This window comes from Paenibacillus sp. FSL R5-0473 (assembly GCF_038004565.1).
In the GTDB taxonomy this organism is placed as follows: Bacteria; Bacillota; Bacilli; order Paenibacillales; family Paenibacillaceae; genus Paenibacillus; species Paenibacillus amylolyticus.
Genome location: NZ_JBBORL010000001.1, coordinates 4,528,168 through 4,540,956, shown reverse-complemented (window position 1 = coordinate 4,540,956; position 12,789 = coordinate 4,528,168). Strand labels below are relative to the sequence as shown.

Genomic DNA, 12,789 nt, shown 5'->3' with positions numbered 1-12,789 from the left:
GATGAATAGTTGAACATGAAGGGGAGCTGGTGGAGACGAGTCGCTATGATCGCGTTATCGGCAGGATTACTGGCAGGGAGTTTATCGATGGGCACAGGAATTCGTAAGGCGGATGCGGCCGCCGGAAATCAGAACTATGCTGAAGCACTGCAAAAGGCCATTTACTTCTATGAGGCACAGCGCTCGGGTCCGTTGCCAGCGAGTAATCGGGTCGAATGGCGTGGTAATTCGGGCATGCAGGATGGAGCTGATGTAGGCGTTGATCTGACCGGAGGATGGTATGATGCCGGAGATCACGTGAAGTTTGGATTTCCGATGGCTGCTTCCGCAACGATGCTCGCCTGGTCTGTCGTGGAATACAGCGACGGATATGAACAGGCCGGACAACTGGAGGAGATCAAGAATAATATCCGATGGGCGACCGACTACTTTATGAAAGCGCATACGAAACCAAATGAATTATGGGGACAAGTGGGGGCAGGTAATACCGACCATGCTTGGTGGGGTCCTGCAGAAGTCATGCAGATGAACCGTCCTTCGTTCAAGATAGATGCTTCATGCCCGGGCAGTGATCTGGCGGCAGAAACGGCTGCAGCGCTGGCAGCGTCATCGATTGTATTTGCAGATGATGATCCGGTATATTCGGCCAGACTGCTTCAACATGCGAAAGAGCTGTACAACTTCGCAGATACATATCGGGGGGAATACACCGATTGTATCACTGATGCTGCAGCGTTTTATAATTCGTGGACAGGATACGAAGACGAGTTGGCATGGGGTGGAGCATGGCTTTATTTAGCTACTAATGATAGCGCTTACTTGTCCAAAGCCATTGCAGCTACGGACCGGTGGTCTTCTAGTGGAGGCTCAGCCAATTGGCCCTATACCTGGACACAAGGTTGGGACAGTAAACATTATGGTGCCCAGATCCTGCTTGCCCGTATTACGTCCAGTTTGAACATGCCGGAGGCGACAAGATTTATTCAGTCGACTGAGCGCAATCTGGATTATTGGACGGTTGGAGTCAATGGGACACGAGTCAAGTATACGCCGGGAGGTCTGGCGTGGCTGGATCAGTGGGGATCGCTCCGATATGCAGCGAATGCATCCTTTATTTCTTTTGTATACTCCGACTGGGTCAGTGATCCTGTGAAAAAGTCAAGATATCAGGATTTTGCTGTCTCACAGATGAATTATATTCTGGGCGATAATCCGCGTCAGAGCAGTTATGTGGTCGGATATGGGCAAAATGCACCTCAACATCCGCATCATCGGACCGCTCACAGTTCATGGCTGAATAACGAAGATATCCCGGCTAACCATCGCCACATTCTGTATGGTGCCATGGTCGGTGGCCCGGATGCATCGGATGGATATACCGATGATATCGGGGATTACGTGAGTAATGAGGTCGCAACCGATTACAATGCTGGTTTTACCGGCGCACTGGCAAAGATGAATTTGCTGTTTGGTCAGAATCATCAGCCCCTGGCGAACTTCCCTGCACCTGAGGTGAAGGGAGATGAGTTCTTTGTGGAGGCTGCGATCAAATCATCAGGTGCCAATTATACGGAAATCAGAGCACAGCTTAATAATCGTTCCGCTTGGCCTGCCCGAATGGGAGATCAACTTTCTTTTAAGTATTTCCTGGATCTGAGTGAAGTATATGCTGCCGGGCGTACGGTATCGGACGTGCAAGTGACAACCTCCTATACGGAGGGGGCGACGGTATCCCAACCCGTTGTGGTGAATGCAACCCAGCATATCTATGCCATTACGGCGAACTTCGGTAATACCAAGATCTATCCAGGTGGGGAAGGAAATTATCGTAAAGAAGTACAGTTCCGCATTACAGGCCCACAGGGTGCATGGAATGCCAGCAATGATCATTCGTTCCAGACGCTGACCACAGGCACTCCTGTGAAGAGCATATACCTTCCAGTCTATGATGCGGGGGGGAAGGTGTATGGACAGGAGCCTGGTGTTACACCAGTCACGGTTCCAGGCGCACCTGCTGGCGTGCAGGCTGTAGCGGGAAGTAGTCAGGTTAACCTGACCTGGGCCGCTGTATCCGGGGCCGAATCGTATACGGTGAAGCGTTCCGAGGTGAGTGGAGGACCATATATAACTGTTGCGACAGGGGTTAATGGATTGACCTACACAAACACGGGACTGACCAACGGGACGGCTTATTATTATGTAGTGACTGCTGTGAATTCAGCAGGGGAATCATCGGGTTCTGTGCAGGTGTCGGCTACCCCGCAAGTAGCTTCGACGGTGCCGGGAGCACTGACTTTAAGTGGGACAGCTGGTGATGCGCAGTCGGTCCTGACCTGGACAGCAGCCTCGGGCGCTACTAGCTATAAGGTACAACGTTCGGTGGCAGGCGGGACATATGCAGATGTGGCAACCGGATTGTCCGTGTTGACTTACACCGACACAACAGCGCTGAATGGCACCACGTACAATTACCGGATTGTAGCTGTGAATGCGAACGGACAGACACTGTCCAATGTCCTGGCACTGACGCCTTCTGCACCTCCGGTGACGACGGGTACACTCGAAGTGCAGTACCGCAGCGGAGGGTCTGGGAATTCAAGTAATGCGGCGACTCCGCAGTTCAACGTGAAGAATACCGGAACACAGGCGATTGATCTCAGTACCGTGAAGATCCGATATTATTTCACCAAGGATGGTGCGGATCAAATGACCTTCTGGTGTGATTATGCCGAGATGGGCACGGCCAATGTTGAAGGTACATTTGTCGCAGTGAATCCGGCGAAGGGTACCGCAGATACGTATCTGGAGATTAGCTTTAAGCCTGGAGCAGGCAGTTTGGCCGCTGGAGCAGAGACCGGCGTGATTCAAGCACGCTTTTCCAAAAATAACTGGAGTAATTTCGATCAAAGTAATGATTATTCCTATGATGCTTCCAAGACGGCTTTTGCCGTATGGAACAAGGTAACAGGGTATCAGGGAAACACCAAAGTATGGGGCTTGGAGCCGTAACTAGCTCAAGATCATTGGCCGAATAGCAGCATGGGCAGACCAACAGCACTTATATTCAATTTCCACTATTCCAGGGAGGTATATATTAATGTTGAAATCAGCTGCGAAAAAAAGTTTAACAGCCATGCTGGCGGGAACCGTCATGTTGACCGGATACACCGGACTCTGGGCAGGGCCGCAAACAGCACATGCCGCAGATCAGGCCATCGAGATTCAGGCAGACGGCATTAATGAAGCCCGGTTTTTGCAATTATATGATCAGTTGAAAGATCCGGCGAACGGATATTTTTCGCCAGAGGGTCTACCGTATCATTCCATTGAGACCCTGCTCAGTGAGGCCCCGGATTATGGTCATATGACGACGTCAGAGGCATACAGTTACTGGCTGTGGTTGGAAACCATGTATGGTCACTACACTGGAGACTGGTCCCAACTGGAAGCAGCTTGGGACAGTATGGAGAAATACATTATCCCGGTCAACGAAGGTGACGGCAAGGAAGAGCAGCCTACGATGAGCTCATACAACCCGAACAGCCCTGCTACGTATGCAGCGGAAAAACCTTTTCCTGATCAATATCCATCGCCACTTAATGGTCAATATGCAGCGGGTAAAGACCCGATTGATGCTGAACTTAAGGCGACCTATGGTAACAATCAGACCTATCTCATGCACTGGCTGGTCGATGTGGATGACTGGTATGGATATGGAAACCTGTTGAATCCATCACATACGGCTACCTATGTGAACACGTTCCAGCGTGGGGAGCAGGAGTCTGTGTGGGAAGCCATTCCGCATCCATCTCAGGATGATAAATCTTTTGGTAAGGCAAACGAAGGCTTCATGAGCTTGTTCACAAAGGAAACTCAGGTACCGTCAGCGCAATGGCGTTACACTAACGCCACGGATGCCGATGCGCGTGCTGTACAGGTGCTGTATTGGGCGAAGGAGATGGGATACAACAATCCGGATTATCTGGATAAAGCGAAGAAGATGGGGGACTATCTGCGCTACGGCATGTATGATAAATACTTCCAGAAAATTGGGAGTGCAAAGAGCGGTACACCAACACCGGGTACAGGCAAGGATTCCAACATGTATCTCATGGCTTGGTATACGTCTTGGGGAGGTGGCTTGGGTCAAGGTGGGGATTGGGCTTGGCGCATTGGAGCGAGCCATACCCATCAGGCTTATCAAAACCCGGTTGCAGCGTATGCCTTGTCTGACCCGGCTGGCGGCTTGATTCCGGAATCAGCTACAGCGAAGGCAGATTGGAATGCGACGTTGAAACGTCAGTTGGAATTCTACACTTGGCTACAATCCCATGAAGGAGCCATCGGCGGGGGAGCAACGAACAGTCTGGATGGTTCATACAAAGCTTATCCAGCAGGGGTAAGTACATTCTATGACATGGCATATCAGGAGGCGCCTGTATATCGTGATCCGGATTCCAACACCTGGTTTGGATTCCAGGCATGGCCGCTGGAGCGTGTAGCCGAGATGTACTATATTCTTGCGGAGAGCGGGGACTTGACCTCTGAGAACTTCCAGATGGCCAAGAAGGTAATCACGAAGTGGATCGACTGGAGTAAGGATTATGTATTTGTAGGTGAACGTCCGGTGACGGATGCGCAAGGCTATTATCTGAATGCGGCTGGACAGCGCATTTTGGGTGGAACTAATGTTCAGGTAGCAACAACGCCGGCTCCGGGAGAGTTCTGGATTCCGGGTGGTCAGGAATGGCAGGGTCAACCGGACAAATGGAATGGATTCAGTTCGTTTACGGAAAATCCGAACTTCCGTGTAACGACCAAAGATCCAGTGCAGGATACAGGGGTTCTGGGAAGTTACGTTAAAGCTCTGACCTTCTTCGCAGCGGGAACTCAGGCAGAGAACGGCACACTTAGTGCGGAAGGCCAAGAAGCCAAGGATCTGGCTGAGGCTCTGTTGGATACAGCTTGGGATTACAATGATGGTGTGGGTATTGTTACGGAAGAAGAACGTAAAGACTACTTCCGCTTCTTTGCCAAAGAGATCTACATCCCGGCGAACTGGTCTGGAACCTTTGGTCAAGGCAATACGATTCCAGGTACAGCAGGTGTACCTTCAGATCCGGCAAAAGGTGGCAATGGCGTATACATTGGATACTCCGACTTGCGTCCGGCCATCAAGCAAGATCCGGCATGGGCATACCTGGATAATCTGTACAAAACGTCATATAACACAACCACGAAACAGTGGGAAAATGGTGCACCTACCTTTACGTATCACCGGTTCTGGTCACAGGTGGATATGGCTACAGCGTACGGCGAGTATGATCGTCTCCTCGGAGATTCGGATAGTCCGGAAGTGGAAGTACCCGCTGCTCCTGCTGGCGTAACAGCAACTGGAGGAAGTGAGCAAGTGGTTCTGAATTGGAACGCAGCCGCTGGTGCAGCCTCGTATAACGTGAAACGTGCAGAAGTGAATGGTGGTCCTTATACGTCTGTAGCGACAGGGGTCACAGGATCGACATTCACGGATACAGGCTTGACCAACGGCACAACGTATTATTATGTCATCACTGCGGTGAATGCCGTAGGTGAGTCTGCACCGTCGACACAGGCATCTGCAACACCACTCGCAGGTACCGTTGTGCCAGGCGTATTCAACCTTACTGGAACGGCTGGCAATGCCCAGGCGGTACTGACATGGACTGCATCAACTGGAGCAGCGAGTTATAAGGTACAACGTTCGGTAGGCACCGGGGCATATGCTGATCTGGCAACAGGTTTGACCGCACTGACGTATACCGACGCTACAGCGGTGAATGGTACGGCTTATAATTATAGAGTCGTAGCCATTAATACGAGTGGTCAGACGAATTCAAATGTATTGGTGTTGACCCCATTGGCACCTCCAGTTACAACGGGAACGCTTGAAGTACAATACCGTAATGGTAGTTCAGGGGCTTCGGTCAATGCGATTACTCCGCAGTTCAATGTGAAGAATACAGGTACAACTGCTGTGGACTTGAGCAAAGTGAAGGTCCGGTATTATTTCACCAAGGATAGTGCCGCTGATCTGAGTTTCTGGTGTGATTATGCACAGATTGGCAGTGGTAACGTGGAAGGGCATTTTGTCTCGATAGATCCGGCCAAGGGCACGGCAGATACGTATCTGGAGATTGAATTCAAAGCAGGTGCCGGCAGTTTGGCCGCGGGTGCCGAAACCGGAATCATCCAGGGACGTTTCTCGAAAAACAACTGGACGAATTTTGATCAAACGAATGATTATTCCTTTGATTCCACCCAAACGGCCTTCAGTGCCTGGACAAAAGTGACAGCTTATCAGGATGGCGCCAAGGTATGGGGAATTGAACCTTAAATGAGTTGATCGACCGATTGTAGAGTGATGTTACTCATCATACAGGTTAAGCCGGGGAGAAATCCCTGGCTTTTCTTTTTTTATGGAAAAGCAAAAATGAAATACGAAATAATCAAACGGACACTGCTGATAAATCGATCCGTATTGGGGCTGGAGGCAAAAATGTGAATTCGGTGAACGGTAATCGGCAAATGAATCATAGTAATGTTTACCATATTTGCGATTTTAAACATTAAAATCTAGGTCATATGGCATATGCCCTGAATGAGAAACGACCTAACTCTTTTATCGCGGTAAAATGAAGTATATCAAATAGTTACAATAATTTAACCTTTCAAAAAGAAGGGATCAGCAGTGAATTTTTCCAGTAGATTATGGACACATCCTGATACTTAGTGCTCAAGTTCGCCTATATCAATACAGGACTTTCGACTGATGAACGTTATGGATAGCCCGTTTACAATGGGGCAAGCCCGGGAGAACCAAGCCAGGTTAAAATTCTGTAACATCAGGGGGAACTCGACATCATGAACTGGAAAAAAACGATTATTACGGCAAGTGTCACAGCAACGATGCTGATGGGAAGTCTGACGACAGGAGCACTAACGGCACAGGTATCGGCAACTGCTGTTAACAATTCACAAGTAAAAGTAATTTGGGGCGTAAACCTACGCACAACACCTTCTTCTTCTGCGAAGATTGTTCGCTTGGTCGCTAAAGGGGAAACGGTAACGGTGCTTCAGCAATCCGGTTCGGATTGGTATAAGATTAAGGATTCTGCTAACCGGACAGGTTACATATCTTCTTCATCCAAATACACACAAGCGATTAGTGGCGGCACAAGCGGATCGGGTTCGAATAGTGGTACATCGGTGACCGGCAATGCATCTGTAGAAAAAGTGATTGCAGCGGGAATGAAATATTTGGGAACACCTTATGAGTTCGGAGCCAGTCGTAACAGCACAGCTACTTTTGACTGTTCCAGCTTTGTACGCCAGGCCTTCATTGATGCACTGGGCATCAAGCTTCCAGCGGATTCCCGCAAACAGGGAGACTATGTAAAAGCCAAGGGTACAGTTCAGACGAACTGGAAAAACCTGAAACGCGGCGATCTGATGTATTTCATGTCGTATAAAGGCAGCTCTGCATCATCGTATTCGGGCGTGAATAAATCTAGCGCAACCATTACGCACACAGGGATTTACCTGGGCAACGGCAAGGTATTACATACGTATTCCAACGCTGGCGGTGGTGTAACAACTAGTGATATCTCCGGCAAACACTGGGAGTATCGCTTCCTGTTTGGTGGCAGTGCGCTGTAAGTTAGAACAAGAACTTTCTTAAATAATCTACGCATGTTCATATGCATACAAAACACCTCCCATTCTGCCTTTGACAGGCGACTGGGAGGTGTTTTGGTGTTATTTATTATTTTGAAGAACTCAATCGTGATAGTACAGCCGGAACAGGATATCCTGATTGTAGTTGCCGAATCCCTCGCCATATAAGGTAAGCCCGCCCACATGCTGAGCATCTTCCTCCACCGAAAGACGAAGAGTCCATTGGTTGCGTTCGACCGGGATATCTGCGAGTGTAATGTCGGATAGATGTTGTCCATCAATAAACGTACCCTCATTGGTAATTCGCAGTACCTTGAGCATGCCGTACTGATTGACACTGTCACTCCACCATTCCGGGGTGAACATGCCACGTCCGTTGCCTGAATCTCCAGGACTTGTCCATTCCCCCAATCGGATGCCATTCAGCATGAATGTAATATCCGAGGGCCAATTCGGATTAACCGAAGGTGCTTCTGATCCGATCTCAAGGGCCAATTCAATCGCATTGATCTGTTGTCCGGATAAAATATAGTTTGGAATTTTGTACTCCACAAACCCACGGCCAAACCACAGAATATGTGCATGCATCCGCTCGGGGTCGAGAAAATAACGAGGGTCATCGTACTGTCCAATGACCTGAGTGGATGTAGCCAGACCACATGTCGGATAGACGTCAAAGTGGGTGTAGTGTCCCACAGGGACGGAAACCTCATGCAGTTTGCGGGCTGTCCCGCTTTCTTGGGGCATGGAGATGCCGATCCAGTCTACAGCAAGGCTGTTCATTTTATGTGTGCCGCCGTCTTTGCGTATCATTTTGGACTGAATAATGCCCACATCCTGAAGTTTGCGGACATGCATGGTCACGATGGCACTACTCAGACCCAGTGAAGCAGCAAGGTCTTTCACATTCATCGGAGTCTCTGCAACAAGGCGGATGATCTGTAGACGGACTTCACTGGCAAGTGCTTCATATAGGGGTAGCCATTCGGCATCGGTATTTGCTCTGATCACAGTTGTTCCTCCATTTTATCTGTATAGAATTAAGTTAAACATAAATTCAGTAAAAAGAATAACATTTTGCAAAATTCAGGTTGAAATTAAGGCTATAATCGATTTTAATATAAATATGAACGTTGATCCATAGAATATCAATTAATTTTTATATTAATCTTAGGGAGTTGAAATTCATTATGGAAAAAGCAAAAATGACGGTAGATAAAGATTTTACTATTGGTGTAGTGGATAAGCGATTGTACGGATCATTTGTTGAGCATTTGGGACGTGCAGTCTATGGCGGGATTTACGAGCCGGGGCATCCATCAGCGAATGAACAGGGTTTCCGCACTGATGTGCTGGAGATGGTCAAAGAGTTGAATGTACCGATTGTACGTTATCCTGGAGGTAATTTTGTATCCGGTTACAATTGGGAAGATTCGGTTGGACCTGTGTCAGAACGCAAACGCAGACTGGAACTGGCCTGGAGAACGATTGAGACCAATGAATTTGGCTTCAACGAATTCGTGGACTGGGCAAAACAGGCTAATTCTGAAGTGATGATGGCGGTCAATCTGGGAACACGGGGTACGGATGCAGCTCGCAACATTGTAGAGTACAGCAACCATCCGGAAGGTTCGTACTATAGTGATCTTCGCATCAAGCATGGATACAAGCAGCCGCATGCGATCAAAACATGGTGTCTGGGCAACGAGATGGATGGTCCTTGGCAGATTGGTCACAAAACGGCAGATGAGTATGGACGGTTAGCTGTTGAAGCGGCAAAAGTCATGAAGTGGACGGACCCGACGATTGAGCTGGTAGCCTGCGGAAGTTCGAATCTGAATATGCCATCGTTCCCGGAATGGGAAGCAACGGTGCTGGATCATACGTATGATCACGTGGAGTATCTGTCCTTGCATCAATACTACGGCAATCAAGAGCAAGATACGCCAACGTTCCTGGCACGCTCGCTTGAAATGGATCGTTTTATCGATACCGTGAAGGCAACTTGTGATTATATCAAAGCCAAGAAACGTAGCAAAAAGACGATGTATCTGTCCTTTGATGAGTGGAATGTATGGTATCACTCCAATGAAAATGATTCGAAGATGGACCCTTGGCAGATTGCTCCGCCACAGCTGGAGGATATCTACAATCATGAGGATGCACTGCTCGTTGGTTGTATGTTGATCAGTATGCTCAAACATGCGGATCGGGTTAAAATGGCTTGTCTGGCACAACTCGTTAACGTGATTGCGCCGATCATGACAGATACGGGTGGTGGTTCATGGAGACAGACAATCTTCTATCCATTCATGCATACGTCCCTCTTCGGACGTGGAACAGCATTGGTACCATTGATCCAGTCTCCAAAATACGATACAAAACAAATCACAGATGTTCCTTATCTGGAAGCTATTGCGGTTCATAACGAAGAGCAGGGTGAAGTGACTGTATTTGCAGTCAACCGTCATCTGGAAGAATCCCTTCCGCTCGAAGTGGACCTGCGCAGCTTCGGGAAGTGTACCGTGATCGAGCATATCGTGCTGGAAAGTGACGATCTCAAAGCATCTAATACGGCAGCACAACCAAACCGCGTTGCTCCTCATAATCGCGGGGGTGCAGTTGTATCTGATACTCTGATTACGGCGAGCTTGGCAAAAGCATCATGGAACGTAATCCGTTTGAAAGTCCAGTAAGAGATAGCATAAAGGGATGGGACACGTGAGAGCGCAATGGCAGGCTTGATGCCTGAGAGGGAAGCCAGCGAACAGCGGATTAGCGTGTTCCTTCAATCAAAAAAGCTGGGTGCGAGTTCATCGCATCCAGCTTTTTCCGTTGTATTTTATAGGGAAAGGAAAGGCATGGGGGACATGAGTGATGAAGTGGCAGACAAGGTAGCATATAAATTAGGTAATGGCGTGTGTTGAAAATGAAGTACATGGTCCTGTCATACGCATACGCGCTAACGAACCTAGGACACCTTATTGTGCCGACTATCATTATAGTAAAAATTTAACGAATCGGAGACACGTTATCTTGGCAAAAAGACGGATAAATCTCGGTAAAAGCATGCCCAGAGCGGAAATAACGTGTCTAGGATTCGTGAGAATATTAGAGTATCCAAAAACAGACTAATAACGTGTGCTGAGTTCGTTACAATCGACCCACCTGTGTGAAAAGGTTATTTCTCTTCCGCTTTGATTCAGCGTAGCTTCCGCTACAATTCAAAACTCAAAACTTTCACCGTCACGTGGGATGAGCACCTGACCATCCATCTGCTCGGATGCCAGATAAGTCGCAAGATCCGTACGAGACATCACACAATGGTTAATCGCATCCATGTGCACAGCGATGACATGAGCAGATGGCGCATGGCGCTTCACGGCGACAACGTCAGGCCCGTCCATCGTAATGGGATCACCTTCCACGAAGCGTGCACCTCCGGCATTCACGACAATGACTTCAGGCGTATATTGGCGGATGGCCTCAGCAGGTTCTTCACACCAGATGGTATCCCCCGCAATATAGGTGACAGGTTCTCCATCTGCTTCAAGTACGAAACCGGACACGTTGCCCATACGTTCGCCGATTTCACCTGTGCCATGATGCCCGGATGTGCGGGCGAATCGGACAGAGTGATGCTCATGTTTTTCATCTACAGCTGTTACATTCGTGAATCCGGCACCCAGAAATACATTCTCGTCCCCAGGCTGGCAGATCAGGGGAATGTCTTTGCCAAGTTGTTTTGCCGCGGCTTCATCCCAGTGGTCCACATGGGTGTGTGTCACAATCAACAGATCCGGATTCAGATAATCCGTTTCGGTTTCGGGCAAACTCACTCTTGGATTACGTAGCTCATTCGGTGTGTTTGGAAAAGCAGGCATGACTTCGGCGTCCATCAACATCGGATCAACGAGAATGTTCAGCCCTCCGTATTCCAGCCACAGTGTAGCATTGCGAATCAATTGAATTTTCATTATATTTGCACTCCTTCGAGTTGTTTAATAGTATTACCCTATATGGTATACAACCCGTTTAACGGCGTACATAACATGATGAATGGAATTAGGCCACGCTAATTTCACCGTGAAAGGATTGCTGAAGCAAGATGAATGAAATGATAGATGACACGGATATACGTATTTTGCAGATTCTGATTCAGGATGCCAAACGTTCTCACAAAGAGATCGGTGAAGAGGTTCATCTCACGGGACAGGCCGTTGGTGCAAGAGTGCGCAAGCTGCAAGATCTGGGTGTGATTGAAGGGTATACGGTAAAATGGAACCCGGAACGCCTTGGCCTTGGTCTACAGGCCTTTGTCACAGTTTTCTTGAACTCCGGCGACAGACATGCCGCCTTTCGTACATTCATTGCTGAACGTGAGGACATCGTTGAAGTCCATCGCGTCAGCGGAGAAGGCTGTTATCTGATGAGAGTGCAGACAGGCACCACAGAGCAGCTTGGCCAACTGCTTGAAGCATTACTGCCCTACGGCAATTACAAAGTCAGCCTGTCCATAGGTGTAGAGAAATCACAGTGATGAGTGGGGAGCTTGTCCTCATCCATCCCGGTACTCAACGATCCTGTTTCTGTTCCAGCAAAGTCTCCTGAAGTAAGGACACAGTCTGGTTCAGCTCTTTTTTGCTCAGCAGATGATCTGTCTGAATATGAGACCGTGTGCCGTCCTTTAAGTACAGGACAAACATGGGAGAAGCGGACAGGAGCCACTTGCTGCGGGCAGGTGAGGCGAGTTCGACTTTGCGAATCTGGCTCCAAGCAATCTTACGTTTGCCCGTGCTTAACGCATCATCATCCCAGGATAACAACACGGCAGGGGTTTTGGTTAGTCGTGACACAAACATGAAGAACAGCGGTCCGATTAACCACATACCCAGCACGGCTGCAATGGAATAGTATATGGTCTCCAGTCTTTGGGCTTGTCCGTCCACGATGATCCATAATAAGCTCACGCACAAGAGAAGGAAAAGGAAGCATAAACTTCCCTTCCATAGAGCTGTGCTGCGTTTGTAACGAATCTGCTGATGGTCACGCTTGGGTGTTTCGGGTTGTTGCATA

The 12,789-nt window shown here is 48.6% G+C and carries 9 protein-coding genes; 6 read left to right on the top strand and 3 right to left on the bottom strand.

What is annotated here, in order from left to right; genetic code table 11:
* Nucleotides 1-15: 15 nt before the first annotated feature.
* From MKY28_RS20010 to MKY28_RS20000, 3 genes are all read left to right on the top strand, one after another.
* Entirely contained in the window at nucleotides 16-3,009 is a 2,994-nt protein-coding gene (locus tag MKY28_RS20010; protein ID WP_340937987.1) for a glycoside hydrolase family 9 protein, read from the top strand.
* Between the two features lie 88 nt (nucleotides 3,010-3,097).
* A complete protein-coding gene (locus tag MKY28_RS20005) occupies nucleotides 3,098-6,373 on the top strand; it encodes a glycoside hydrolase family 48 protein (protein ID WP_340936759.1) in 3,276 nt (1,091 codons plus the stop codon).
* Between the two features lie 527 nt (nucleotides 6,374-6,900).
* Complete coding sequence (locus MKY28_RS20000) at nucleotides 6,901-7,695, top strand: C40 family peptidase (protein ID WP_340936758.1); 795 nt, start codon at nucleotides 6,901-6,903, stop codon at nucleotides 7,693-7,695.
* Nucleotides 7,696-7,815: 120 nt separating this feature from the next.
* Here MKY28_RS20000 and MKY28_RS19995 read toward each other — a convergent pair whose 3' ends face one another.
* Nucleotides 7,816-8,721, bottom strand: a complete 906-nt coding sequence (locus MKY28_RS19995) for an ArsR/SmtB family transcription factor (protein WP_445670927.1) — start codon at nucleotides 8,719-8,721, stop codon at nucleotides 7,816-7,818.
* Between the two features lie 182 nt (nucleotides 8,722-8,903).
* On the opposite strand from MKY28_RS19995, the gene arfA reads away from it, so the two are divergent.
* Both arfA and MKY28_RS19985 read left to right on the top strand, forming a co-directional pair.
* On the top strand, nucleotides 8,904-10,409 hold the full coding sequence (gene arfA / locus MKY28_RS19990; RefSeq protein WP_340936756.1) for an arabinosylfuranosidase ArfA: 1,506 nt from the start codon (nucleotides 8,904-8,906) through the stop codon (nucleotides 10,407-10,409).
* A 36-nt stretch (nucleotides 10,410-10,445) separates the two neighbouring features.
* Nucleotides 10,446-10,640, top strand: coding sequence for a hypothetical protein (locus tag MKY28_RS19985; RefSeq protein ID WP_340936755.1), 195 nt, complete (start codon nucleotides 10,446-10,448; stop codon nucleotides 10,638-10,640).
* Nucleotides 10,641-10,937: 297 nt separating this feature from the next.
* Here the strand turns inward: MKY28_RS19985 and MKY28_RS19980 are convergent, their stop codons facing one another.
* The gene (locus MKY28_RS19980) at nucleotides 10,938-11,690 is read right to left on the bottom strand and encodes an MBL fold metallo-hydrolase (RefSeq protein WP_340936754.1); all 753 of its coding nucleotides are present in this window, start codon (nucleotides 11,688-11,690) and stop codon (nucleotides 10,938-10,940) included.
* A 131-nt stretch (nucleotides 11,691-11,821) separates the two neighbouring features.
* Between MKY28_RS19980 and MKY28_RS19975 the strand changes: the two genes are divergently transcribed.
* Nucleotides 11,822-12,253, top strand: coding sequence for an Lrp/AsnC family transcriptional regulator (locus MKY28_RS19975; protein WP_036611514.1), 432 nt, complete (start codon nucleotides 11,822-11,824; stop codon nucleotides 12,251-12,253).
* A 34-nt stretch (nucleotides 12,254-12,287) separates the two neighbouring features.
* Here the strand turns inward: MKY28_RS19975 and MKY28_RS19970 are convergent, their stop codons facing one another.
* Complete coding sequence (locus MKY28_RS19970; protein ID WP_340936753.1) at nucleotides 12,288-12,788, bottom strand: hypothetical protein; 501 nt, start codon at nucleotides 12,786-12,788, stop codon at nucleotides 12,288-12,290.
* Nucleotide 12,789 lies beyond the last annotated feature (1 nt).

Excerpts from the sequence above, each read along its gene's own strand:
- MKY28_RS20010 (WP_340937987.1), top strand. The coding sequence starts at position 16 with ATGAAGGGGAGCTGGTGGAGACGAGTCGCTATGATCGCGTTATCGGCA.
- MKY28_RS20005 (WP_340936759.1), top strand. The coding sequence starts at position 3,098 with ATGTTGAAATCAGCTGCGAAAAAAAGTTTAACAGCCATGCTGGCGGGA.
- MKY28_RS20000 (WP_340936758.1), top strand. The coding sequence starts at position 6,901 with ATGAACTGGAAAAAAACGATTATTACGGCAAGTGTCACAGCAACGATG.
- arfA (WP_340936756.1), top strand. The coding sequence starts at position 8,904 with ATGGAAAAAGCAAAAATGACGGTAGATAAAGATTTTACTATTGGTGTA.
- MKY28_RS19985 (WP_340936755.1), top strand. The coding sequence starts at position 10,446 with ATGGCAGGCTTGATGCCTGAGAGGGAAGCCAGCGAACAGCGGATTAGC.
- MKY28_RS19980 (WP_340936754.1), bottom strand. The coding sequence starts at position 11,690 with ATGAAAATTCAATTGATTCGCAATGCTACACTGTGGCTGGAATACGGA.
- MKY28_RS19975 (WP_036611514.1), top strand. The coding sequence starts at position 11,822 with ATGAATGAAATGATAGATGACACGGATATACGTATTTTGCAGATTCTG.
- MKY28_RS19970 (WP_340936753.1), bottom strand. The coding sequence starts at position 12,788 with ATGCAACAACCCGAAACACCCAAGCGTGACCATCAGCAGATTCGTTAC.